This is a genomic window from Sellimonas intestinalis, from assembly GCF_001280875.1.
GTDB classification, from domain to species: domain Bacteria; phylum Bacillota; class Clostridia; order Lachnospirales; family Lachnospiraceae; genus Sellimonas; species Sellimonas intestinalis.
On record NZ_LGAJ01000003.1, the window covers coordinates 237,658 to 259,469 of the forward strand.

At 46.0% G+C, this 21,812-nt stretch carries 27 protein-coding genes and 1 pseudogene; 24 read left to right on the top strand and 4 right to left on the bottom strand.

Translation table 11 applies throughout. From position 1 onward, the window contains the following. The first annotated feature begins 9 nt into the window (after nucleotides 1-9). The 9 genes from AOA56_RS16465 to AOA56_RS02075 all read left to right on the top strand — a co-directional run bounded on the left by AOA56_RS16465 (nucleotide 10) and on the right by AOA56_RS02075 (nucleotide 4,946). On the top strand, nucleotides 10-483 hold the full coding sequence (locus tag AOA56_RS16465; protein WP_051411894.1) for a collagen-like domain-containing protein: 474 nt from the start codon (nucleotides 10-12) through the stop codon (nucleotides 481-483). A gap of 12 nt (nucleotides 484-495) precedes the next feature. After that, on the top strand, nucleotides 496-1,185 hold the full coding sequence (locus AOA56_RS16470; RefSeq protein ID WP_053768846.1) for a collagen-like domain-containing protein: 690 nt from the start codon (nucleotides 496-498) through the stop codon (nucleotides 1,183-1,185). A 12-nt stretch (nucleotides 1,186-1,197) separates the two neighbouring features. Beyond that, the gene (locus AOA56_RS02050; RefSeq protein ID WP_053768847.1) at nucleotides 1,198-1,653 is read left to right on the top strand and encodes an H-type lectin domain-containing protein; all 456 of its coding nucleotides are present in this window, start codon (nucleotides 1,198-1,200) and stop codon (nucleotides 1,651-1,653) included. A 38-nt stretch (nucleotides 1,654-1,691) separates the two neighbouring features. Further along, nucleotides 1,692-2,078 carry a hypothetical protein gene (locus AOA56_RS02055; protein WP_024732871.1) on the top strand — a complete coding sequence of 129 codons (387 nt, stop codon included), beginning with the start codon at nucleotides 1,692-1,694 and terminating at the stop codon, nucleotides 2,076-2,078. Next, nucleotides 2,078-2,179 carry a CD1375 family protein gene (locus AOA56_RS16475; RefSeq protein ID WP_274600392.1) on the top strand — a complete coding sequence of 34 codons (102 nt, stop codon included), beginning with the start codon at nucleotides 2,078-2,080 and terminating at the stop codon, nucleotides 2,177-2,179. The genes AOA56_RS02055 and AOA56_RS16475 overlap by 1 nt, the downstream gene beginning before the upstream one ends. Continuing rightward, a complete protein-coding gene (locus AOA56_RS02060) occupies nucleotides 2,143-2,556 on the top strand; it encodes a hypothetical protein (RefSeq protein WP_147323712.1) in 414 nt (137 codons plus the stop codon). Before AOA56_RS16475 ends, AOA56_RS02060 begins: the two co-directional genes overlap by 37 nt. 15 nt (nucleotides 2,557-2,571) lie before the next feature. Continuing rightward, nucleotides 2,572-2,940, top strand: coding sequence for a hypothetical protein (locus tag AOA56_RS15765; RefSeq protein ID WP_053768849.1), 369 nt, complete (start codon nucleotides 2,572-2,574; stop codon nucleotides 2,938-2,940). Further along, nucleotides 2,921-4,114: a peptidoglycan recognition protein family protein gene (locus AOA56_RS02070; RefSeq protein ID WP_053768850.1), complete on the top strand. Its 1,194-nt coding sequence runs from the start codon at nucleotides 2,921-2,923 to the stop codon at nucleotides 4,112-4,114. The genes AOA56_RS15765 and AOA56_RS02070 overlap by 20 nt, the downstream gene beginning before the upstream one ends. 61 nt (nucleotides 4,115-4,175) lie before the next feature. Next, nucleotides 4,176-4,946: a phage antirepressor gene (locus AOA56_RS02075; protein WP_053768851.1), complete on the top strand. Its 771-nt coding sequence runs from the start codon at nucleotides 4,176-4,178 to the stop codon at nucleotides 4,944-4,946. A gap of 68 nt (nucleotides 4,947-5,014) precedes the next feature. Here AOA56_RS02075 and AOA56_RS15455 read toward each other — a convergent pair whose 3' ends face one another. Further along, entirely contained in the window at nucleotides 5,015-5,374 is a 360-nt protein-coding gene (locus tag AOA56_RS15455; protein ID WP_024732867.1) for an ABC transporter substrate-binding protein, read from the bottom strand. Between the two features lie 236 nt (nucleotides 5,375-5,610). On the opposite strand from AOA56_RS15455, the gene AOA56_RS02085 reads away from it, so the two are divergent. From AOA56_RS02085 to AOA56_RS02095, 3 genes are all read left to right on the top strand, one after another. Next, nucleotides 5,611-5,811, top strand: coding sequence for a cold-shock protein (locus AOA56_RS02085; RefSeq protein ID WP_048622024.1), 201 nt, complete (start codon nucleotides 5,611-5,613; stop codon nucleotides 5,809-5,811). 289 nt (nucleotides 5,812-6,100) lie between these two features. After that, on the top strand, nucleotides 6,101-6,781 hold the full coding sequence (locus tag AOA56_RS02090; protein ID WP_053768853.1) for a lipoprotein: 681 nt from the start codon (nucleotides 6,101-6,103) through the stop codon (nucleotides 6,779-6,781). A gap of 53 nt (nucleotides 6,782-6,834) precedes the next feature. Then, nucleotides 6,835-7,764, top strand: a complete 930-nt coding sequence (locus AOA56_RS02095) for a DUF1848 domain-containing protein (RefSeq protein ID WP_024732865.1) — start codon at nucleotides 6,835-6,837, stop codon at nucleotides 7,762-7,764. A 66-nt stretch (nucleotides 7,765-7,830) separates the two neighbouring features. On the opposite strand, the gene AOA56_RS02100 is transcribed toward AOA56_RS02095, so the two are convergent. Continuing rightward, complete coding sequence (locus AOA56_RS02100; RefSeq protein WP_024732864.1) at nucleotides 7,831-8,031, bottom strand: hypothetical protein; 201 nt, start codon at nucleotides 8,029-8,031, stop codon at nucleotides 7,831-7,833. Nucleotides 8,032-8,146: 115 nt separating this feature from the next. Here AOA56_RS02100 and AOA56_RS02105 point away from each other — a divergent pair, with 115 nt between their 5' ends. Next, nucleotides 8,147-8,884 (top strand): phosphatase, encoded by a 738-nt coding sequence (locus tag AOA56_RS02105; protein WP_053768854.1) that lies wholly within the window; start codon nucleotides 8,147-8,149, stop codon nucleotides 8,882-8,884. A gap of 84 nt (nucleotides 8,885-8,968) precedes the next feature. Further along, nucleotides 8,969-9,262: a YerC/YecD family TrpR-related protein gene (locus AOA56_RS02110; protein WP_024732862.1), complete on the top strand. Its 294-nt coding sequence runs from the start codon at nucleotides 8,969-8,971 to the stop codon at nucleotides 9,260-9,262. A gap of 62 nt (nucleotides 9,263-9,324) precedes the next feature. Here AOA56_RS02110 and AOA56_RS02115 read toward each other — a convergent pair whose 3' ends face one another. After that, complete coding sequence (locus AOA56_RS02115; protein WP_024732861.1) at nucleotides 9,325-9,927, bottom strand: DUF1836 domain-containing protein; 603 nt, start codon at nucleotides 9,925-9,927, stop codon at nucleotides 9,325-9,327. 171 nt (nucleotides 9,928-10,098) lie between these two features. Between AOA56_RS02115 and pcrA the strand changes: the two genes are divergently transcribed. The 7 genes from pcrA (at nucleotide 10,099) to rlmD (AOA56_RS02150) (ending at nucleotide 19,429) form a co-directional block, all read left to right on the top strand. Further along, a complete protein-coding gene (gene pcrA / locus AOA56_RS02120) occupies nucleotides 10,099-12,351 on the top strand; it encodes a DNA helicase PcrA (RefSeq protein WP_053768855.1) in 2,253 nt (750 codons plus the stop codon). A 108-nt stretch (nucleotides 12,352-12,459) separates the two neighbouring features. Continuing rightward, the gene (locus AOA56_RS02125) at nucleotides 12,460-12,708 is read left to right on the top strand and encodes a hypothetical protein (RefSeq protein WP_024732859.1); all 249 of its coding nucleotides are present in this window, start codon (nucleotides 12,460-12,462) and stop codon (nucleotides 12,706-12,708) included. 81 nt (nucleotides 12,709-12,789) lie between these two features. Beyond that, entirely contained in the window at nucleotides 12,790-14,175 is a 1,386-nt protein-coding gene (gene rlmD, locus AOA56_RS02130) for a 23S rRNA (uracil(1939)-C(5))-methyltransferase RlmD (RefSeq protein ID WP_053768856.1), read from the top strand. A gap of 63 nt (nucleotides 14,176-14,238) precedes the next feature. Then, complete coding sequence (locus AOA56_RS02135; RefSeq protein ID WP_053768857.1) at nucleotides 14,239-15,216, top strand: biotin--[acetyl-CoA-carboxylase] ligase; 978 nt, start codon at nucleotides 14,239-14,241, stop codon at nucleotides 15,214-15,216. A gap of 189 nt (nucleotides 15,217-15,405) precedes the next feature. After that, nucleotides 15,406-16,434: a DnaJ C-terminal domain-containing protein gene (locus AOA56_RS02140; protein WP_053769084.1), complete on the top strand. Its 1,029-nt coding sequence runs from the start codon at nucleotides 15,406-15,408 to the stop codon at nucleotides 16,432-16,434. A 106-nt stretch (nucleotides 16,435-16,540) separates the two neighbouring features. Continuing rightward, nucleotides 16,541-18,136, top strand: coding sequence for an amidohydrolase (locus AOA56_RS02145; RefSeq protein WP_053768858.1), 1,596 nt, complete (start codon nucleotides 16,541-16,543; stop codon nucleotides 18,134-18,136). A gap of 141 nt (nucleotides 18,137-18,277) precedes the next feature. Then, entirely contained in the window at nucleotides 18,278-19,429 is a 1,152-nt protein-coding gene (gene rlmD, locus AOA56_RS02150; RefSeq protein WP_053768859.1) for a 23S rRNA (uracil(1939)-C(5))-methyltransferase RlmD, read from the top strand. Nucleotides 19,430-19,547: 118 nt separating this feature from the next. On the opposite strand, the pseudogene AOA56_RS02155 reads toward rlmD (AOA56_RS02150), so the two are convergent. Then, nucleotides 19,548-20,056 (bottom strand): annotated as a pseudogene (locus AOA56_RS02155) (methylated-DNA--[protein]-cysteine S-methyltransferase). A gap of 276 nt (nucleotides 20,057-20,332) precedes the next feature. On the opposite strand from AOA56_RS02155, the gene AOA56_RS02160 reads away from it, so the two are divergent. From AOA56_RS02160 to AOA56_RS02170, 3 genes are read left to right on the top strand one after another with little or no spacing between them, the layout of a single operon-like run. Continuing rightward, complete coding sequence (locus AOA56_RS02160) at nucleotides 20,333-20,962, top strand: TetR/AcrR family transcriptional regulator (protein WP_048622015.1); 630 nt, start codon at nucleotides 20,333-20,335, stop codon at nucleotides 20,960-20,962. Then, nucleotides 20,955-21,182: a flavodoxin gene (locus AOA56_RS02165; RefSeq protein ID WP_048622014.1), complete on the top strand. Its 228-nt coding sequence runs from the start codon at nucleotides 20,955-20,957 to the stop codon at nucleotides 21,180-21,182. Before AOA56_RS02160 ends, AOA56_RS02165 begins: the two co-directional genes overlap by 8 nt. Then, a complete protein-coding gene (locus AOA56_RS02170) occupies nucleotides 21,179-21,658 on the top strand; it encodes a flavodoxin (RefSeq protein ID WP_053768861.1) in 480 nt (159 codons plus the stop codon). The genes AOA56_RS02165 and AOA56_RS02170 overlap by 4 nt, the downstream gene beginning before the upstream one ends. Nucleotides 21,659-21,812 lie beyond the last annotated feature (154 nt).

A 21,812-nucleotide genomic window follows, 5' to 3' on the forward strand; every position in this document is an offset into this window, starting at 1 on the left:
TAGGGAAATATGGCACAGGAATTAGATTTGGGTAGTGTGATTGGCCCTCAGGGCCCAAAAGGCGAAACCGGCCCGCAGGGGCCGAAAGGAGAAACAGGAGCTACCGGCCCGCAAGGCCCGAAAGGTGAAACTGGTCCGCAAGGACCAAAAGGAGAAGATGGGAAATCGGTCAATATTAAAGGATCGTATGAAACAACAGGAGAACTACCGGAAGATGCGGAACCAGGTGACGGATATATTATTGACGGGAATCTGTATGTCTGGGATGGGAGTACATGGAATAATGTGGGAAAGATTCAAGGCCCACAGGGTCCAAAAGGTGAAACAGGTTCACAGGGACAAAAAGGAGAAACAGGAGCCACCGGCCCACAGGGGCCGAAAGGTGAAACTGGTCCGCAGGGTCCAAAGGGGGCGGATGGGAAGACGCCAACATTTCGGATTGATGAAAGGGGTCATCTGATGGTTAGCTATGAAAATGAATAGCAGGAGGGGATTATGGCAGTAAAAGAAGTTGATTTAGGGCTGGTGACAGGACCGGAAGGTCCACAAGGTCCGCAGGGGAAAACTGGACCACAGGGGCCGACTGGCGTGGCCGGAAAAGCGGCGACCATTAAAATCGGGAAAGTAACGACGGGAGAGGAAGGAAGCAGTGCTAAAGTAACTAATTCGGGTACAGAAAATGCGGCTGTATTGGATATTACAATTCCATGTGGAGCCACCGGCCCGCAAGGTCCGAAAGGAGCGACCGGAGCCACTGGACCGCAAGGACCAGCCGGAGAAAAAGGGGCCACCGGCCCAGCCGGACCGACAGGTCCACAAGGAAAGCAGGGAATCCAAGGACCAAAAGGAGAAACAGGAGCCACCGGCCCGCAGGGTCCGAAAGGAGCAACCGGGGAAGCGGCTAGTATTAAAGTGGGAACTGTTACGACCGGGGAAGCGGGAAGTGAGGCATCCGTCAAAAATGCAGGTACAGCAAGTGCTGCCGTATTCAATTTTACAATCCCGCGTGGAGCGACCGGAGCTACCGGCCCACAGGGACCAAAAGGAGAGACAGGAGCCACCGGCCCGCAAGGTCCGAAAGGAGCGACCGGAGCTACTGGACCGCAAGGACCACGGGGGCCGGCGGGTTCGGATGCGAATGTACAGTCCATTACAACATCAGATATTGATGCATTATCAAGTTAAGGAGGAAAGACGATGAAATATTTGGATTTAACCGGACTACAGTATTTTTACAAAAAATATATAAAAACACTGGGCAGTGCCGCAAAACAGGCTGTGGCAAATAATTTGACTACCACAGCAGCGGGAAGTGTCCTGGATGCAAGACAGGGGAAGACGCTGAGTGATAAAATCGCATCTGAAACGAAGACATTGAATAGTGAAATTAAAACGATCAATACTTCTTTGGGAAATATTCAGGCTTTTGCAGTTAAAACAGTCAATATATCAAAACCAAATACTTGGGAGGATCAAGTAATAAAATTCCCGAAAGCGTTTACAAAAGCACCGTGTGTTATTGTACAGGCACAGACTGGGCAGAATGATACCTCAGTATGGGCGGATGCTATAACGACAACACAGTTCACGCTAAAAAAATATAGACCTACTGCATCGGCATTTGCGCTACAGGTCATTGCAATCGGTTTATAATCATAATGAATTTTCAAGAGCAGAGAGGAGAAGAAAAAATGGAAAAACTTGTATTAACTGATAACACAGAACTGGAAATTATGGATGGAGCAAGCCTGGATTACATTCGGATTCAAACAGATAATTTTGCCGCACTGGATCAGATAGCAGGGGCGCTCAAAAAAGAAGGGAATCTTGCTAAGGTACAATTTAAAACAGACGATGAGGTGACGGGAGAATATGAAGACTTATATCTGGAAAGGCCTATGTTTCAAGAAGCAGATATGACGCCGGATGGAAATGTGGTTTCCGTTATTGCTTTTCGAGAGAAAACGGAGTTGGAAAAGAGAGTGGATGCGATTGAAAGGGGACAGGAAATTCAAAATGGAGCATTAGAAGATCTTGGCCAAGTTGTATCTGAAATTGCGGAAGGAGGAGAAAAGTAATGGTTGCATTTTATGTAGATAGAATTGCAAAAGGGTTCATGGAACTAGAACAGGTTCCTACTTTATGGAAGGAAAAAGTGAAAGAAGAACTAGGAAAATAAAAGGGGTAATGAAGAATGGAGATCAGAGCGAGACCGTGAACCGGTCTTATTTTTGTGCAAAAAATGATAGGAGAGAAGTGGGTATGAATACTCAGTGGATTGCGCTTATAATATCGCTGTTGGGATTTTTGGCATCAGTATATTACAGCAATAAAAACAGCAAAAAAACAGATATAGATGATGCAGTGAAACGAGCGGAACTGAATACTAAAATCAGTACAAAACTGGATAATATTGCCTCTGATGTACGGGAAACATCAAAAAATGTTGACAGACTGAGGGAGGAAATCGTGGAACATGGAAGCCGGATCACGGCTGTGGAGCAGTCCGTTAAATCAGCACATCACAGAATTGATAAGTTGGAAAAAAGTGAATAAAAGGAGGAGTGACTTATGGTAGAAGCGATGCAGTTGGATATTTTTAAAATGGTGATGGAGAATCTCAATCTCCTGATTTTTGTGGCAGGGGTCATCTGTTTCCTGACCGTCGTGATTACCCAGGTGACAAAAGGACTGCCGGGACTGCGCAGCATCCCGACCGATTTACAGGTTCTGGTGCTGTCTGTGGTGTTTACCCTGGTGGCGTACTTTGCCTATGTGGATATGACGGGCTTCCCGGTGACATGGTACTTTGTCATTGCCATGATCGTGATCGGATTTGTCCTGGCGCTGGTAGCGACCAAGGGCTGGACCTATGTGGCAGATCTGTTCTGGAGATTCCAGCACAAGGGGGATGAGGCAGATGCGGACGAAGAAGAATAAATTACTGAAACGAGGAAGGGCGGTTGCGTTGGCAGCCGTCCTTTTCTGTACCCTCATTTTGGGGACAATGGCCTTAGCGCCGCCGATCCGGGCGGAGGCGGCGTCCATCAACGGATTGCCGATCAACCAGAAGCTTCAGACGATCAATGCGTCCAGCCGGTACGGGAACGGGATCAAGTACATCGTAGTGCATTATACCGGGGCTCCGGGAAGTGCCGCAAACAATGCGACCTATTTTTCAACTGGATACCGTGGGGCGTCCGCCCACTATTTTGTCGGGTACTCCGGAGAGGTCTGGCAGAGTGTGTCTGACAGTCTGGCGGCCTGGTCGGTAGGTGGAAACAAGTATCCGGGAACAGCCGGCGGAAGCGTCTATGGGAAATGCACCAACTACAACAGCATCAATATTGAGATGTGTGTAAGGACGTCCGGGAGCCGAAGTGATACGTCCAAGGACTGGTACTTTGAAAACGCCACGATCAACAGCACAGTGAAGCTGGTGCAGGGGCTGATGAAGAAGTACAATGTTCCCCTGTCCCGTGTGGTCCGGCACTATGATGTGGTCGGGAAATACTGTCCGAATCCGTTTGTACTGAACGATGATCCGGTAACATGGAGCTATTTCAAGAGCATGGTAGCCGGGGACAAAGATCTGCCGCCGGATACGGGAAGTTCCAGTACATCCGGCAAGCCGTCTGCTCCGTCCACTGGAGGATCTGTGTCCGCATCCGGAATCAATGTCCGGTATCAGGCATATGTGAATGGGCAATGGCTGCCTTGGGTGACAAACTATAATAATGTCAGTTCAGACGGCTACGCAGGGATTCCGTGCAGGGCGATCACCGGACTGAAAGCGTATACAGTTGGCTCCCAGTCCGCAGTTGGAAATTTACAGTACCGGGTACACCTGAGAGGAGGCCGGTGGTTGCCGTGGGTGACAGACGCATCCGGAAAGGCTCCGAATGATTACGCCGGGATCTATGGACACGTCATCGACGGAATCCAGGTAAAGCTTGTCAACAAACCGGGATATCATGCGGAGGTACGAGTACAGCTCACCGACCGGACGGGATGGCTTTCCTGGTCCAGCCAGTACAGCACGGGCGTGGATGCCTACGCCGGAATTTATGGAATTGGGATTGACCGAGTACAGATCCGGATTGTAAAAAATTAAAGAAAGAAGTCATAAGGCGGGGAGAAATCTCCGCCTTTTGCAATACATGGAGGTCAAGAAGATGAATGAATTACAGATTTTCAAAAGTGAAGAATTCGGAGAAGTCCGGACAGTAACTATTAACAATGAGCCGTGGTTTGTGGGTAAGGACGTAACAGTGGCATTAGGGTATGTGGACACAAAACAGGCAATCAGGGTAAATGTAGCCGATGAAGATAAAAAGCATTTGCCTAAGAGAGCATTTGGAGGGTGTACATCTACAACCTCCGAAATTAATAATAACGGGGCGATTGTCATTAATGAATCTGGATTATATGCGCTTATCTTTGGAAGTAAGCTTGAATCAGCAAGGAGGTTCAAACACTGGGTGACAAGTGAAGTCCTTCCAGCAATCCGAAAACATGGCGGATATATGGCAGGGCAGGAGAACATGAGCGATGATGAACTTTTGGCAAAAGCCTTGATGGTAGCACAAAGCAAGATCGAGGAAAACAAAAGACAGATCGAGGAAATGAAACCACATGCCGTACTGGGAAAAGCAATTACAACGGCAAATACGTCAATTCTTGTAGGTGATCTTGCAAAGATTCTAAAACAGAATGGAATCGAAATCGGAGCAAAACGTCTTTTCCAGTGGATGCGGGAGAATGGGTATTTGATTAAACGAAAAGGGACGGACTGGAATTTACCAACACAGCGTAGCATGGAACAAAATCTGTTTGAAATCAAAGAATCAGTGCACATAGACGGGAACGGGTGTAACAGAATTACAAGAACACCTAAAATCACAGGAAAAGGTCAGGAATATTTTGTCAATAAATTTCTGATTTAAGGACGAAAAGTTTTTGAAGAATCCCTCCGGGGCATACACTTCGGAGGGAGAAAATATTGTATCATCTTTTACGAAACATAACGAAAAAAGCAAACATATGTTTTGATAATATTTTTGAAGAAAAAATCTTCAAAATAACGGAAATACGCGGTTTGTGAGGGTAAATCTTCGCCTAATTTGTGAACTCCAAATCCTGTCACAAGCTCCAGATCAATTCCTTCATCCTTAAAATAATCCTCTTCAATTGCTACATACATAGGTGCATAGAAGATGGAATGGGCGACTTCGTTTAAGGTAACTTTGGTCAGTTTTTCTTCCACCTTTTTTTCTGTTTTGTCTGAAACGGAGTCTTTCTCAGAAGAGCATCCGGCAAGTAGTGATGCCCCAAGGGCGGTAATAAGAAGTACTGATAACAGTTTCTTTTTCATAATTGCCTCCAGCAAATCATTTATAATTTCAGGGTATGCATCTGATAAATGAAGTGTGAAAAGCTCTGTCATCTGTCTCTGATTTTTCTGAATTTTATTGAAATTCGGACAATTTACTTTTTATTCTATGTATTCCTCGACAAATCGTTGACTTTTCATAAGAAAAGTGCTATGCTCTAGGAACATCGTATAGACGATGTTTTGCTTATTGTTTTATTTTTTATGGAGGTAGCACTATGAACAAGGGTACTGTGAAGTGGTTCAACAATCAAAAGGGGTATGGGTTTATCAGCGATGAATCCGGAAAAGATGTTTTTGTACACTACACCGGACTGAATATGGATGGATTTAAGACCCTGGATGAAGGGCAGGCTGTTGAATTTGAAGTAACAGAAGGCGAAAAAGGCCCTCAGGCTGTCAATGTGACCAGATTATAATCGAAATTGTATGTACCTTTTATTTATATAAATTCATTGATTAATTTAGATATTTAAAAGCCATAGAATAGGATTACAAAAAAGGCTGCCCGCAACAGGCAGCCTTTTTTGTAGCGTGCGATGCGCCAAAGTCCGGACTTGCCAAGGAACTTGGCGACGACTTACCATTCCGTAATATGTCTTTTAGTGCTCCCGGTGCTTGATGTATGCCGCTGTCTTGTTCCTGATTGTGCGGATGACAGGATTTCTAAAATATGTTATACTGAGTAAAAGCAGAAAGGAGAGAGTAATGAGAAAGTATGTAAGAAACGTCGTTGTTTTGCTAGTGGCGACAGCAGTTGTAGTGCTGACAGGATGTCAGAAGCCATTTGATGCTACCGGATATACACAGGCTGTTCTGGATTTGATTACACGAGGAGAGACGGAGGCGTATGAGGGGTTCGCTGATACCAGCGAGGAGGAGGCAAGGCAGCAGTATGAAGCTGTGATCAGTTCTTATATGCAGGAGTTTGATTCCCTCGGATTTTCGGACGAGCTGACAGAAAAGTTCCGGTCCTATATTCCGGATCTGATGAAGAAGACGAAGTACACTATTCAGGAAGCAAAGGAGCAGGAAGATGGAAACTTTGAGGTGGGCGTTGAAGTGGAGCCAGTGAAGATGATTGGTGGTGTGGAAGAGGAATTAAAGCAAAAACTTCAGGAGTACATTGCCAAGGTGCAGGAGCAGATCCTGAACAATCAGGCGGCGCCGACGGATGAGGAGATGACAGAGGCAGCAGGGGAAATGCTTTACGAGTGTCTGAGTCAAGTGCTGGAGGATCCGCAGTACGGCGAAAAATCGATGATCACAGTCCATGTTCAGGAAAGTAAAAAGGATAATGTGTGGGAGATCCCGTCAGAGGATATTGATGCCCTTGTGACAGCCCTCATTGACACGATAGGCACAGAGGAGGCATTTACACTGTCCTAATCGGATGAGGAAAAGACAGAAGTAGTCGTAAAAGGGAAGGGAGTGTGGTGTAAGTGATTGTAAACACCGGAATGAGAACCGATATCCCGGCATACTACAGTAAATGGCTGATTCGACGGATTCGGGAAAAATATGTTCTGGTCAGGAATCCGTACTTTCCCCGGCAGGTTACACGATTTCGGCTGACTCCTGACGTGGTGGACTGTCTGGCCTTTTGTACAAAGAATCCACAGCCGATGCTGGGGCATCTTGAGGAGTTGCGGAATTTTCATCAATTCTGGTTTGTTACGATTACCCCATACGGGAAAGAGATTGAGCCACATGTTCCGGATAAGAGAGTCGTGATCGCGTCACTTCGAACCTTGTCAGACGCCCTTGGACGGCAGGCGGTAAGCTGGCGGTATGACCCGGTCTTTCTGTCCGAGAAGTACAGCGTTTCTTTTCACATAGCAGCATTTGAGAAGATGTGTGAGGCGTTGTGTGGATATGTGGATCAGTGTGTGATTAGTTTTATTGATCTTTATGAGAAGACAAAGCGGAATTTCCCAGGTGTGTGTAACGTTCCGGAAAGTGAGCGGCTTGAAATCGGCAGGGAGTTTGCAAGAATAGGGGCAAGCTATGGAATCCGGATTCGTTCCTGCTGCGAGGGGACTCATCTTTGTCAGTTCGGGATCGATGTCTCCGGATGCATGACGAGGGAAATTCTGGAACACGCTATCGGAATGGAGATTCGGGTTCCGGCAGGGAAGAAGACGCAGCGGGATGGCTGTGGGTGTCTTCTTGGCAGCGATATTGGAGCGTATAATACATGCGGTCATGGTTGTATTTACTGCTATGCGAATGAAAATAGGGAACTGGTACGGCAGAATATGAGGGAGCATGATCCGGAATCTCCGCTTCTGATTGGGCGTCTGCGGCCGGAAGACGAGGTTCGGATGGCCAAGCAGGTGCGATACTGTACCGGACAGATGACACTATTTTAGCATATTATAGAGAATCGTATCGAAAATAAAGCCATTTTGCAGTGTCCCTGCAAAATGGCTTCTTTGTCAGGAATCCTTTTGTTCCTTTTTCGCCCTGATTTTAGGAGAGGTAAATGCATAGACATCTTCATAGGACTGAAGTTCTGCCTCTGACTGCGGAGCGGACGGAATGAGTCCGGTACAGTCATTTGCAGAGGCAGAATTTCCCAGGTAATCGTAGGAATCGATGACCTGTCGGTTTTTCTTTGAAACAGAATTCTTTTCCATGTGGATCACCTCAACAAAGAGTATGGACAGAATCAAAAGAATTATGTATTGTTGTTCTAAGTGGCAAAATATGTTAAACTAAAGCAGGAAAGTGAAAAGAAAGAAGGGATCTTTTTTGAAATATTTAGTGGATTCACACTCTCATACGATTGTAAGTGGACATGCTTACAGTACGAGGATGGAGATGATTCAGGCGGCCAAAACAAAAGGATTAGAGGCACTCGCTTTGACAGAACACGCACCGAAGATGCCGGGAACATGCCATGAATTTTACTTTCAGAATTATCCGGTGGTACCAAGGACAGTGGACGGACTGCACATTTTCATGGGCGCGGAGCTTAATATTCTGGATGAACTCGGAACAGTAGATCTTCCGGACTTTGTATTACAGTCCTTGGATCTTGCCATTGCAAGTATCCACGGACCTTGTTATAGTACGAATTCCGAAATTATCGAAAAAGGGAGTCGGGATTTGAATACCCAGGCGTACCTGAATGTGATGAAGAATCCGTACATCCATATTATTGGGCATCCGGACGACGGACGTTTTCCGTTAGATTATGAAAGGCTGGTGAGAGGGGCAAAGGAGACGCACACTCTCTTGGAGCTGAATAATTCCTCTCAGAGACCGGAAGGATTCCGGGTCAATACAGAGGAAAACGCAAAAGTAATGTTGGAGCTTTGTAAAAAAGAAGGCGTCTATATCACAACAGGAAGCGACGCTCACATTGATATCGATGTTGGTGGGTTTAGCTGCATCGAAAAGCTCATTCAGGAGGCCGATTTCCCAGAAGAGCTGATTGCCACAACGTCTTATGAGAAGTTTTCCCGTCTGATCAGACAGAAAGGTTAACAAGTACTGGACTTTATGAGTTTAGTGTGTTAAAATAGTAGCTGGCAGAAAGAATGCCCGACGAACACGATATGGAGGGTAGATATGAGTAGGAAAATTAAGACAGAGGCTGTGGACAATCTATTTGAAGGGATTCTAAGCCTGAAGAGCAAAGAGGAGTGTTACATCTTCTTTGAAGATATCTGTACGATCAATGAGCTTTTATCTTTGTCTCAGCGGTTTGAGGTGGCGAAAATGCTGCGAGAGCAGAAGACATATCTGGAGATTGCGGAGAAGACGGGCGCTTCTACCGCGACGATCAGCCGTGTGAACCGTTCTCTGAACTACGGAAATGACGGATACGATATGGTATTTGACAGAATTGAAAACAAAGAGTAATCATAAAGACGCTGATGCTTTGATGACATCAGCGTCTTACTTTGTGTCCTGCTATGTTCCCGTTATTTGTCGTTCGTCTTCTCAGCAAAAGAATCGATCATCTTCTCGATAATGGTCTTTTTAATATATACATCAAAGCTTAAAGAACAGATGAAAGCAAAAAGCTTCAAATATTCCTGATCTTCAGACGGCGCATCCTGATAGCTTTTGGAAGATTCATTCCAGAGCTTTTTAATATCCTCCTGTACTGAGGAGATGCGGCTCTTTTCCAGGTGACAGACTTCTTTGTAGACCGCAGACAGGTCGAAATTATCGCTTGTCTGGAAATATGTGTCCGTCAGTGGCTTTAACAGGGTCTCAATATCGTGGATGGAGAGCAGGTTTTTAAAATAGTAGATAAAGATCAGCACCAAAAGATGTTCTTTGGAATATTTTTTCTTCACCGGAGGTGGGAGCAGATGATTCTTGGCGTAATTGTTAATCATCGTTTTCGTGAGAATCTTGTCCTGCTCGTAACGCTTAGTAGATCTTAATTGTGTCTCCATAAACGTAGTGACCTGATCCATATAAAGGTCGATATTCGGAATCTCTTCAGGATGAATATAATCGATCCGCTCAAGGCTTTGTAAAATACTGTTCAGTAAATCATTGGTATCAATCGTCATATGCACAACCCCTCATAACAAAACTTTATAGATACATTATATAGTTTTCAAAACTAGATGGCAAGCTATTTGTAAAAATGGGCGGAAGAAGAATCTTCCAATCTCTTGAAATACCGAACAAATGTGTGGTATACTGAATAAACTACGAGCAGAGATGGGAGTACCAAGACAATGAGTATTTACGATTCCTTAAATGAGATGCAAAAGAAAGCGGTCTTTCAGACGGAGGGACCGGTCCTGATTCTGGCAGGAGCAGGATCGGGAAAGACGAGAGTGCTGACTCACCGAATTGCGTATCTGATTGAAGAGAAGGGGGTGAACCCGTGGAATATTCTTGCGATCACATTTACAAATAAGGCGGCGGGTGAGATGAGAGAGAGGGTGGACCATCTGGTTGGATTCGGTTCGGAGAGTATCTGGGTGAGTACATTTCATTCAGCCTGCGTACGGATTTTGAGGCGTTTTATCGACCGGCTTGGATACGATACGAATTTTACGATTTACGATACAGACGATCAGAAGTCTTTGATGAAGGAAGTCTGCAAGTACCTGCAGATTGACACCAAGACCTACCGGGAACGTGCACTTCTCAATGCCATCTCCTCGGCGAAGAACGAGATGATCAGTCCGCAGGAGTTTTTATTGCAGGCGGAGGGTGATTTCTCCAAACAGAAGATTGCTGAAGTATATCTGGAATACGAAAAGCAACTTCGGGCGAACAATGCTCTGGATTTTGATGACCTTCTGGTGCGGGCAGTACAACTGTTTGAGACCCAGCCGGATGTGCTGGATTACTACCAGGAGCGGTTTCGCTATATTATGGTGGACGAGTATCAGGACACGAATACAGTACAGTTCCATTTGATCCGGATTCTGTCTTCCAAGTATCGGAATCTGTGTGTCGTGGGGGACGACGACCAGTCCATCTACAAGTTCCGGGGAGCCAATATTAAGAATATTCTGAATTTTGAAAGTGAGTTTCCAGATGCGACGGTCATCAAATTGGAGCAGAATTATCGTTCTACTTCCAATATTCTGAATGCGGCCAATGCGGTGATTCATAACAATATAGGGAGGAAGGACAAGACACTCTGGACAGAAAATCCGGAGGGGGAAAAGATTGCCTGTAAGCAGTTTGATAATGCATATGACGAGGCGGATTATATTGCGGCAGCGATCCAGAAAAAGGTCAAGGAGGAGAGGGCTTCCTACAAGGATTGTGCTGTTCTCTATCGAACTAACGCACAGTCCCGTATATTTGAGGAGCGCTTTGTCTCCACGAACATTCCGTATAAGGTGATAGGCGGAGTGAACTTTTATGCCAGACGGGAGATCAAGGATCTGTTGGCTTATCTTCGTACCATAGAAAATGGGCGGGATGATCTGGCGGTGCGCCGGATTATCAATGTGCCAAAACGTGGGATCGGTCTGACTTCCATCAACCGGGTACAAGAATATGCCCTGCAAAAAGAAACGGGGTTTTACGAGGCACTTCTGGCAGCGGATCTGATTCCAGGGATCGGACGTGCCCTTTCAAAATTGGAATCCTTTGTGGCATTGATTGAGCATTTTAAGGAAGAGGCAGGACGGCTGACGCCCCTTGCCCTCCTTACAGATATCATTGAGACATTGGATTATGAAAATTACTTAGAAGAGATCGATATGGAGGATGCCGAGAGCCGGATTGAGAATATCGAAGAATTAAAGAGTAAGCTCGCTTCTTACGAGGAGAGCTGTGAAGAGGCCGGAGAGCAGCCGACACTTTCGGGATTTCTGGAAGAAGTGGCGCTGGTGGCAGATATCGATAATCTGGACGAAGAGAGCGATTATGTGGTGCTTATGACATTGCATAGTGCCAAGGGACTAGAATTTTCGTATGTCTTTTTGGCAGGGATGGAGGACGGCCTCTTCCCAAGTTATATGACGATTACGGCGGATGACCCGATGGAGTTGGAGGAGGAGAGACGGCTTTGCTATGTGGGGATCACACGTGCCATGAAAGAGCTGACATTGACCTGTGCCAAGCGTCGGATGGTCCGCGGAGAAACACAGTACAATATAGCGTCCCGATTTTTAAAGGAAATACCAGAGAGCCTTATTGGAACTGCATCAGGGACTTTGCGGGAACGGCCGCAGATGGAGATTGCCCGTAACCAGACTTATGCTAAGGCAAAGGCAGCTTTTCATTCCCAGGCTTTTGGGATTAAAAGGCCGGTTCAGCAGTTTAAGGTCGCTTCCGGAGAAGGCCCGGGCTATGATGTGGGAGACCGTGTTCGGCACATGAAATTTGGAGAGGGACTTGTCACCGCAATTACGGAAGGTGGTCGCGATTACGAAGTGACAGTGGAGTTTGATCGGTTTGGTGTGAAAAAGATGTTTGCCGCATTTGCCAAACTACAGAAAATTGATGAGTCGGGATTCTGACAAAAACAGGAAAACTTCACATAAAAAGATGGTATTCTGTTTATGATAGTGGTATAATTACGAAAAAGAATAAGCGTTGAGATGGCAACATCAGAAAGGAGAGGGAGCATGAGCGGAAAATTCGAAGAGATTATGGCAGCTTCCAAATTAAGCGAATTATTACAGAAAAAAGATGAAGATCATACGAAAAAGGTGATTGTTTGGGTACTGGCTATTATCGGAGCCGTTGCGGCTGTCGCGGCGATTGCTTATGCCGTATACTCATTCTTTACACCGGATTATCTGGAAGACTTTGAAGAAGATTTTGACGATGACTTTGATGACGACTTCTTCGATGATGAAGATGAAGTAGAATAATGACAGAAAAAGAAAGAGAAGATAGGGTAGGAAAGCAGCTTCCTGCCTTATTTTTTTGAGAATTGATAGGAGAAAGAAAGTATGAAAAAAGGAACGATCTATGAGGGTATTGTCCGCTGCGTGAAATTCCCCAATAAAGGAGTCGTAAGCGTGGAGAATGGAGAGCAGGAAGTTAGTGTAAAATACGCCATTCCCGGACAGAAAGTGAAAATTTTGGTCAATAAGGTCAGAAAAGGGAAAGCCGAAGGCCGCATCCTGGAGGTGCTGGAAGCATCGCCGGAGGAAATGCAATCCCCATGTCCGCATTTCGGGATGTGTGGAGGCTGTGCATACCAGAGTCTTCCATACGAAAAACAGTTGGAATTAAAGGAAAATCAGGTCCGGGATCTGTTAAAAGACCGGATTCCGGACGAGATCTTTGAGGGGATCAAAGAAAGTCCGGTGCGGGAGGCTTACCGAAATAAGATGGAGTTTACCTTTGGAGATGAATACAAAGACGGGCCGCTCGCCCTTGGAATGCACAAGCGGGGAAATTTCCACGATATCGTGACGGTATCGGGGTGCCGGATTGTGGATGAGGATTTTCGGAAAATTCTGGATTGTACCTTGGCGTTCTTCGCAAAGCAGGAAGTCCCATTTTATCACCGGATGCACCATGAAGGGTATCTTCGACACTTGCTTGTCCGGAAAGCGGTAAAGACAGGGGAGATCCTGGCAGATCTGATTACGACCAGTTCCTATTTCGGGGAGGAGACGCTTCTGGAAGGATGGAAGAAGGCACTGCTTAATCTTCCGCTTAAAGGAACCTTTGCCGGGATTCTACATACGAGAAACGACAGTCTGGCGGATGCCGTGAAAGATGAAGGAACAACTACACTTTACGGGGAAAACTACTTTTACGAAGAGCTTCTAGGCCTGAAATTCAAGATCACACCGTTTTCTTTTTTCCAAACGAACTCATTGGGGGCGGAGGTGCTCTATGAGACTGCGAGAGATTATATCGGAGATACAAAGAACAAAGTCGTGTTCGACTTGTACAGTGGAACGGGAACTATCGCCCAGATTGCGGCGTCGGTGGCAAAAAAGGTAGTCGGTGTGGAGATCGTGAAAGAAGCCGTGGAAGCGGCGAGAGAAAATGCAGCGTTAAATAAGCTTGACAACTGTAACTTCTGGGCGGGAGACGTACTGAAAGTAGTGGATGAGCTGAATGAGGTACCGGATCTCATTATCCTTGATCCACCGAGGGATGGCGTACATCCGAAGGCGCTTGAGAAAATCATTGGATTTGGGGCGGAGAAAATCCTCTATATCTCCTGTAAACCGACCAGTCTTGCCCGGGATCTGGAGCTTTTGAAAGGTAGAGGGTATGTGCCGGAGCGGGCCGGATGCGTCGATTTGTTCCCTGGCACCGTACATGTCGAAAGCATCGTGCTTTTGAAGAGAAGATGGGAAAATCAGAGTATATAAACTGATATCTGGAACGTAGATGAGACTCGATATCCAGCAACAAGAAGAAAAGGAGGTGAAAACGTGAGTACCAGAGAAAGTATCCTGGCTTTGTTTGAAGAGCATAAGGGTGTCTTTTTTTCCGGAGAGGAGATTGCGGCGAAGTTGTCTGTTTCAAGGGCGGCTGTGTGGAAAGCGGTCAACAGTCTTCGTAAGGATGGCTATGAGATTACGGCAGTCTCCAATAAAGGTTACTGTCTTTCGGCGGAGACAGATATTCTTTCCGCACAGGGGATCCGGAAATATCTGATTCCTTTATGCGGTTTTCTGAATTTGAATGTACTTCCGGAAGTGGAATCCACAAACGGACTGCTTCGGGAATGGGCGGATGCTGGAAAACCGGAAGGAAGTGTTGTGATCGCTAATTTACAAACAAAAGGCAGAGGAAGATTTGGTCGAAGCTTTCATTCTCCGGCAGACACCGGCATTTATCTGAGCATTTTATTGCGGCCTGAGCAGGCGGAGCCCACTCAGGCGTCAAAGATTACCACTATAGCGGCTGTGGCGGCCTGCGAGGCAGTGGAACTGGTATCGAACAGACGGGCGCAGATCAAGTGGGTGAACGATATCTATCTGGATGACCGGAAAATCAGCGGCATACTCACAGAGGCGTCCGTCAGTATGGAGACGGGCAGTGTTGAATATGTGATTCTTGGGATTGGAATGAATATCTATGTACCGGAGGAGGGCTTCCCGGAAGAGATCCGGGAGAGTGCAGGCGCGATTTTTGACAAGAAACAAAATGATGGAAAAAACCATCTGGCGGCTGAATTTTTGAATCGGTTTCTGAGTATTTATCAAGGAATCAAACGGGAAGATTATGTGGAAGAGTACCGCAGACGAAGTCTGGTAGTAGGAAGAGAGATTATCATATTTTCGCCAAAAGGTGAGCGAAAAGCAGTAGCTACCGGAGTGGATGAGGATTGTCACCTTCTTGTTCAATATGAGGATGGCAGCACTGACCGTCTGTCATCGGGGGAAATCCATGTCAGACTTTTTTGATTACAGACAGCCAGATGGTAGAAATCCTGAAACCATCAGGATATTTTTTATAAAATGTAGTCACCCTATTGACTTTGGAAAATACAGTTGTTATATTATAAATAGAACAGACGACGATGTGCCCCGGATTGCTCCGGGGTATTTTCAAAGTAATAGAAATCAGAATCGATGGAAGAGAGGGTGAACAGTATGGCGGCAAAAAGAGACTATTACGACGTACTTGGTATTAGCAGAAACGCAGATGCAGCAGCAATTAAAAAAGCGTACAGAAAACTGGCGAAGAAATATCATCCAGATACAAATCAGGGAAATGCGGATGCAGAGAAGAAATTCAAAGAGGTGACGGAAGCTTACGATGTGTTGAGTGATCCTAAAAAGAAGAAACTGTATGACCAGTTTGGTCAAGCAGCTTTTGATCAGAGTGCTCAGGGAGCGCAGGGAACCGGGCAGGGCTTTGGAGGATTCGGTGGCTTTGGCAGGTTTCACGATGATAGCCGACAAGATGGCGAATACCGGGAATACCATTTTGAAGGCGGCAACATGGATGATATGTTTGGCGATCTCTTTGGTGAATTTTTCCACCACAGAGGCAGCTTTGGAGGACAGAATTTTGGGTCCGGAGGATATACAAAGAGCGGATTTCGGGGGCGGTCTCATCAGACCAAGGGAGAGGATCTTCATACCGATGTATCAATAAGCTTTGAGGAGGCAGCTTTTGGCTGTGACAAGAAAATCCGGATCCAAAGAGGAGACGGCACGACGCAGACACTGGAAGTACACATCCCTGAGGGGATAGAGGATGGAAAAAGCATCCGGCTTAAGGGAAAGGGTATGCCAGGAGCAGGAGGCGGTCAGCCTGGAGATCTGTTTATGAAAATACATGTCGGCGCAAGACCTGGATTCGAGAGAAAAGGTGCCGATCTCTATACGACGGTTCAGATCCCATTTGCAACAGCGGCACTTGGAGGAGAAGTAATGGTGGAGACACTGACAGGGCGCGTACTTTGTAAAATCCGAAAAGGGACACAGTCCGGCTCGAAAATCCGATTGAGAGGCAAGGGGGTCGCCCGGATGAATCAACCTTCCGTACATGGAGACCAGTATGTGACAGTTCAGATTCAGGTGCCGGATACACTGACACCGGAAGCAGAGCAAAAGCTTCGTGAATTTGCCGCAGCCTGCCAGAAAGGTAGTCAAAGAGGTCATTCGGCGGCATAAACCATCTTCGACTAATACCGTAAATAATAAAAATTCTTCTTTATCCTGCTTGCAAGAAAAAATGGAAGACCTTATACTGAATGAATAAGGGGCAGGAGGAAAAGAGATGAAAGACTGTTTATTTGAAAATGGAATGATTTTTACATCCGACGACACAAACCTTTATGCAGATGCCATGCTTGTCTCTGACGGAACGATTCAGTGGATTGGGAAACGGGAAGCTATTGCGGAGGGAGACTATGAGCGTGTGAATCTAAAGGGAGCCTGTGTGGTTCCTGGTTTTATAGACGCACATATGCACCCGGTTATGCTGGCAGATTTCAGCAAAAAGATTTCTGCACTTCCACCGGAAGTCCATTCGATTGAAGAATTAAAAGAGCGAATCCGGCAAGTCCGCAAGACTAAAAAAGCCGGGGAATGGATCGAAGGATGGGGATATGATGAAGGAAAGTTTGAGGAGAAGCGTTCTTTAAACCGCTATGATTTGGATGAGAGCAGTGCCGGCGCCCCGGTTTCCATTACAAGGACGTGCGGACATATTCGCTGTGTCAACAGCAGGGCGTTGGAGCTTGCCGGGATCACACGAAATACGCCGGATCCGGTGGGCGGTGAGATCGAACGAGATGCATCGGGAGAACCGACCGGAGTGCTCAAAGAAACCGCAAGAGATCTTGTGCTTCCGTTTATCCCAAAGGAGACTTACGAGGAAAAAGTGCAGAACTTGGTGGATCTTGGCAATCGGTTGAAATCTCAGGGAATAGTGGCTGTATGTGATATGGGCAATCTGGACACCGGGGACAATTTTTCACTGTATCAAGAAGCGATACGGCATGGATATCAACAGGAAACCGCTATCTATTATATGTGGGACTATTTTGCTGATGATCCGAAGTTTAGGATTCCAAAAGAGCGCCGCAATAAAAACGGACAGGTGTTTGTGGCAGGATTGAAACTGATCGGAGATGGAAGTGTGTCAGGGCGAACGGCATGGATGGATAAGCCATATCTTGACACTGACAGGGAATACGGGATTTCCACCTGTTCGGATACTCTGATGGAATCGGCTGTTGCTTTTTGCAAGCAATATCATTGCCAGCTTTCCATGCATGCTATGGGTGGACAGGCCATCACAAGAGCCGTGGAACGAGCATACCGGGAGGAAAACTGGATGCTGGATGATACTCCGTATGTCCGTTTGGAACATCTGACTGATCCGCCATGGGAGAGTATTCGCAAAGCGGCGGAGAAAGGCATTTTCTTTGTGATGCAGCCGATTTTCCTTTATGCAGAGATTGAAAGCTATCTGAAAAATCTGGGAGAAACCTGGATGAAACAGTGCTATCCGGTTAGGACGATACTCGATCAGGGTGTGAAGCTCTGTTTTTCTACAGACGCTCCCGCCACATCCTGGGCGGTTCCATACGACCCGTTTCCATGTTTAAAGGCTGCTGTCACAAGGAAGGCGTATGACGGTACGGACTGCGGGCAGGATCAGAAAGTGGATGTGGAGACGGCAGTGAAACTGTACACAGGGGAATCCGCAAAAGCGGCGGGATTTCGGAGAATCGGACAGTTGAAGAAGGGGTATAAGGCGCATTTTGCCATTTTGGACCGGAACCTGTTTACTATTCCTAAGGAAGAGATCGATCAGGTGAAAGTGGAAGCATTATATATGAACGGAGAGTGCATCTACCAGCGATAGAAAACGTGAGAAAAGCTTTTGGCAGTAGGAACGGACTGAGAGTAAAGGGGATAGACCGTCGGTGCTGTCGAAGCTTTTTTTGCTGTTTTGTGGCGTGTTTTATGATAAAATAAGGAAAGAGAACGGAAGAAGAGGTGGAACATGGATAGACAGGAAAACAGATGTCATTTACAGGAAAAAGGATGTGGAGGATGTCCGCTCCTTTCCATTCCTTATGAAGAGCAGATTCATATGAAACAAAAGGAAATGAAAAAACTGATGGGGAATTTTGGGAAAGTGCGTCCGGTGATTGGGATGGAGTATCCTTGGCAGTACCGGAATAAGGCAGTTTCAACCTTTGCGGAAGGACCGGGGCGTGAGTTGATCAGTGGGATCTATGCCCGTGGTACTCATTATGTCCTTCCTGTTCACACTTGCCTGCTGCATCACCCAAGACTTGATGAGGCGGTTCGGGCGGTTCGGAAAGCGGCGAGACTATGTAAGTATCGTCCTTACGATGAGGATAGAAAGACAGGACTTTTACGCCATGTCCTGGTAAGGCACAGTCTTCTGACGGATGAAGTACTGATTGTATTGGTCACAGCGTCACCTTTCCTTCCGGGAGCGAAAACATTTGTAAAGAGGGTGAGGGAATTCTGTCCGAAAGTCGGTACGATCGTGCAAAATATTAATAACAGATCCACTAGCGCCGTGCTTGGCTTTTCGGAAAAGATTCTGTACGGAAAAGGTTATATTGTGGACGAACTTTGCGGAATCCGGTTTCGGATTGCGGCTTCTAGTTTTTATCAGATTAACCCGGTGCAGACGGAGATTCTTTACCGGACGGCGATCGAGGCTGCTGGTCTCAATGGAACGCAGACAGTTCTGGATGCATACTGTGGAGTCGGAACAATCGGACTTGCGGCGGCAGCCTATGCAAAAAGTGTTTTGGGTGTAGAAAAGAATGGAAGCGCCATCCGGTGCGCGATCCAGAATACCAGAGATAACAGGATCCACAACGCGCACTTTCTAAACGAGGATGCGACAAAAGCAATCCGTAAGATTGTGGCAAGAGGAGAACGGGTGGATGTGGTCTTTCTGGATCCGCCGCGGACAGGAAGCACACCGGAATTTCTTGACGCTGTCAGCCGGATGAATCCGGAGAAGCTCATTTACATTTCCTGTAACCCAAAGACACAGAAACGGGATCTGGAGTTTTTGAAGAAAAAAGGGTGGAGAGTACAGATGATCCAGCCGGTAGATTTATTTCCGCATACTGAGCATACGGAATGTATCGTGGTAGTTTCGAGGTGAGTGGTTGAGAAAAAGCAGAAGCAAGTCACCTCACTTCTGCCCGGTCATCCGTATTCAGTTTGGGTTAAAGCAGTTCTTGACGTCTGACAGATAGAGTCTAAACTCCGCTTTGGTGCCGCTACCTATCTCTGTGCAGATCTGCTTTTTCCAGAGTCAGCAAAGCTGCTTTTTTTCTATACCTCCCGCATATCCGGTCAGACTGCCGTCGCTTCCGACTACACGATGGCAAGGAACCAAAATGGAGATTTTATTGTGTCCCACAGCCTGACCTACAGCTTGGGCAGACATTTGCTTTTTGCCATACTTTTCAGAGATCTGTTTTGCGATCTGCCCGTAGGTCACGGTCTTTCCATAGGGAATTGTACAGAGAATTTCCCACACTTCATTTTGAAAATTCGTTCCTGTAAAATGAAATGGTACTATGAAATCCGGTTCTTTTCCGGAAAAATATAGATCCAGCCATTGTTTCGTCCGTTTCAGTACAGGCAGTTCTTTTTCCTCATACACCTTATCAAGATAGAGGGCAAAATATCTTTGCCCCTCAAACCATAATCCGGTCAGGCCAGTCTCATCTGCCGCCAGCAAAATATTTCCGAGAGGAGATGAATAATGACTAATGTATTGCATAGGATTCCTCCTTATCATTCTTCCTGACAGCTTGGGTTTGGGAGCATGGCCTTTCAGAAATTCGATTCCTGCATTACGATAAAGGGAATATAACGCTTCCACATCCTGTCCGGAGAAGTCTATTAAGTGATTACTATGATTTTACCACAGGAAATGTAGAGAGACTATTAAAATATCACCAAATCTCCATTATGATATGCGGCATGTGTAGACAACGTGTCAGAATAGTGTTATATTGCATATAGTGACACAGTGTCAGAATAAAAGGAGTAGACTATGCCAAAAGGATCGGAAGAACTGACGAAAGAGCGGGAAAACGAAATTATAGACGCCTGTAAGAAACTTTATAGAACAAAGAGCTTTAAGGAGATTACCATCAAGGAAATCGGAAAAACCACATCGTTTACAAGAACTTCGATCTATAATTATTTTCAGACGAAAGAGGAGATTTTTCTTGCTTTGCTACAGAGGGAATATGAGCACTGGAACATTGACTTAAGGAGCGCTCTACGGAAGAAGACGTCTATGAGCCGTATGGATTTTGCTATTCTGCTGGCCGAGACCTTGTCCAAACGGGAACTGATGCTGAAACTTCTCTCCATGAATATGTATGATATTGAAGAGAATAGCAGCATCGAGAAACTGATAGACTTTAAACAGGTGTATGGGGAATCGTTAAATCTGACGGCGGAATGTGCCAGCCGCTGCATACCGGAACTGTCAGAAGAAGACGGTATAAAATTTCTCTATGCGTTTTTCCCTTTTGTGTATGGGATTTACCCTTATTCTTCAATAACACCAAAGCAAAAGGCAGCTATGGAGGCGGCAGGAGTCCCAGTTCACTGTTTTTCCATTTATGACATGACTCTTTCAGCGGCCAAGAAGTTACTGGAGATAGATGAATGAGGGAATATCCTGGACAGAGGCGCCGCAAGACGGGATGGTTCTTATATCATATTTTTCTATGACAGGCAATACAAAGTCTATTGCGGCATATACGGCAGAACGGTCAGGTGGAGATCTGTATAAGTTTGTTTCATCTGGGTCGTACAGCGATGAAGATCCGGATTATAACAAGGATGAAAGATCAATTAGAGATGATAAAGTAGAGGAGTGTAAGATATGAAAAAAGCATTAGTAGCATATTTCAGCGCAAGCGGAGTAACTCAGAGACTTGCAAAAACAGTGGCAGAGGCGGCAGGAGCGGATCTGTTTGAAATTGAACCGGTACAGAAGTACACAAGTGAGGATCTGGACTGGACGGACAAAAAAAGCCGTTCTACTCTGGAAAAGAACGATCCGTCATCCCGTCCGGCAATCGCAGAGCATGTGGATCACATGGATCAATACGATACGGTATTTGTAGGATTTCCGATCTGGTGGTATGAAGCTCCCCGCATCATTCATACGTTTTTGGAGGAATATGATTTTACGTGCAAAACCATTGTCCCATTCGCAACGTCCGGTGGCAGCGGTATGGGGAAAACAAGTGAGATTCTGCAAAAGGTATGTCCGGCGGCAAACGTGCTTGCAGGGAGGAAGATGAACGCTTCTGTGTCCGAGGCACAGGTGAAAAAGTGGATGGAAGAGATGGGACTGTAGAGAGTGTGGAATCATTCTTCTATAAAGAAAAATGATAAGAATACAGAAATGATATCTAACAGAAAAATCAGTTCCAAGGGAAAGTCGTGAGCGGTTTCTTTTGGTAACGTGATTGTCAGTTGTATATCTATTCTCCCGCAAACATCCAAAAGTA

What these genes read in the sequence shown, in the direction of transcription:
- AOA56_RS15455 (WP_024732867.1), bottom strand. Translation starts at nt 5,374, where the DNA reads ATGAAAAAGAAACTGTTATCAGTACTTCTTATTACCGCCCTTGGGGCA.
- AOA56_RS02170 (WP_053768861.1), top strand. Translation starts at nt 21,179, where the DNA reads ATGAAAAAAGCATTAGTAGCATATTTCAGCGCAAGCGGAGTAACTCAG.
- AOA56_RS16470 (WP_053768846.1), top strand. Translation starts at nt 496, where the DNA reads ATGGCAGTAAAAGAAGTTGATTTAGGGCTGGTGACAGGACCGGAAGGT.
- AOA56_RS02145 (WP_053768858.1), top strand. Translation starts at nt 16,541, where the DNA reads ATGAAAGACTGTTTATTTGAAAATGGAATGATTTTTACATCCGACGAC.
- AOA56_RS02160 (WP_048622015.1), top strand. Translation starts at nt 20,333, where the DNA reads ATGCCAAAAGGATCGGAAGAACTGACGAAAGAGCGGGAAAACGAAATT.
- AOA56_RS02060 (WP_147323712.1), top strand. Translation starts at nt 2,143, where the DNA reads ATGGAAGGAAAAAGTGAAAGAAGAACTAGGAAAATAAAAGGGGTAATG.
- AOA56_RS16465 (WP_051411894.1), top strand. Translation starts at nt 10, where the DNA reads ATGGCACAGGAATTAGATTTGGGTAGTGTGATTGGCCCTCAGGGCCCA.
- AOA56_RS02090 (WP_053768853.1), top strand. Translation starts at nt 6,101, where the DNA reads ATGAGAAAGTATGTAAGAAACGTCGTTGTTTTGCTAGTGGCGACAGCA.
- AOA56_RS16475 (WP_274600392.1), top strand. Translation starts at nt 2,078, where the DNA reads ATGGTTGCATTTTATGTAGATAGAATTGCAAAAGGGTTCATGGAACTA.
- AOA56_RS02050 (WP_053768847.1), top strand. Translation starts at nt 1,198, where the DNA reads ATGAAATATTTGGATTTAACCGGACTACAGTATTTTTACAAAAAATAT.
- AOA56_RS02085 (WP_048622024.1), top strand. Translation starts at nt 5,611, where the DNA reads ATGAACAAGGGTACTGTGAAGTGGTTCAACAATCAAAAGGGGTATGGG.
- AOA56_RS02110 (WP_024732862.1), top strand. Translation starts at nt 8,969, where the DNA reads ATGAGTAGGAAAATTAAGACAGAGGCTGTGGACAATCTATTTGAAGGG.
- rlmD (WP_053768859.1), top strand. Translation starts at nt 18,278, where the DNA reads ATGGATAGACAGGAAAACAGATGTCATTTACAGGAAAAAGGATGTGGA.
- rlmD (WP_053768856.1), top strand. Translation starts at nt 12,790, where the DNA reads ATGAAAAAAGGAACGATCTATGAGGGTATTGTCCGCTGCGTGAAATTC.
- AOA56_RS02140 (WP_053769084.1), top strand. Translation starts at nt 15,406, where the DNA reads ATGGCGGCAAAAAGAGACTATTACGACGTACTTGGTATTAGCAGAAAC.
- AOA56_RS02070 (WP_053768850.1), top strand. Translation starts at nt 2,921, where the DNA reads ATGCGGACGAAGAAGAATAAATTACTGAAACGAGGAAGGGCGGTTGCG.
- AOA56_RS02075 (WP_053768851.1), top strand. Translation starts at nt 4,176, where the DNA reads ATGAATGAATTACAGATTTTCAAAAGTGAAGAATTCGGAGAAGTCCGG.
- AOA56_RS02100 (WP_024732864.1), bottom strand. Translation starts at nt 8,031, where the DNA reads ATGGAAAAGAATTCTGTTTCAAAGAAAAACCGACAGGTCATCGATTCC.
- pcrA (WP_053768855.1), top strand. Translation starts at nt 10,099, where the DNA reads ATGAGTATTTACGATTCCTTAAATGAGATGCAAAAGAAAGCGGTCTTT.
- AOA56_RS15765 (WP_053768849.1), top strand. Translation starts at nt 2,572, where the DNA reads ATGGTAGAAGCGATGCAGTTGGATATTTTTAAAATGGTGATGGAGAAT.
- AOA56_RS02165 (WP_048622014.1), top strand. Translation starts at nt 20,955, where the DNA reads ATGAATGAGGGAATATCCTGGACAGAGGCGCCGCAAGACGGGATGGTT.
- AOA56_RS02125 (WP_024732859.1), top strand. Translation starts at nt 12,460, where the DNA reads ATGAGCGGAAAATTCGAAGAGATTATGGCAGCTTCCAAATTAAGCGAA.
- AOA56_RS02115 (WP_024732861.1), bottom strand. Translation starts at nt 9,927, where the DNA reads ATGACGATTGATACCAATGATTTACTGAACAGTATTTTACAAAGCCTT.
- AOA56_RS02055 (WP_024732871.1), top strand. Translation starts at nt 1,692, where the DNA reads ATGGAAAAACTTGTATTAACTGATAACACAGAACTGGAAATTATGGAT.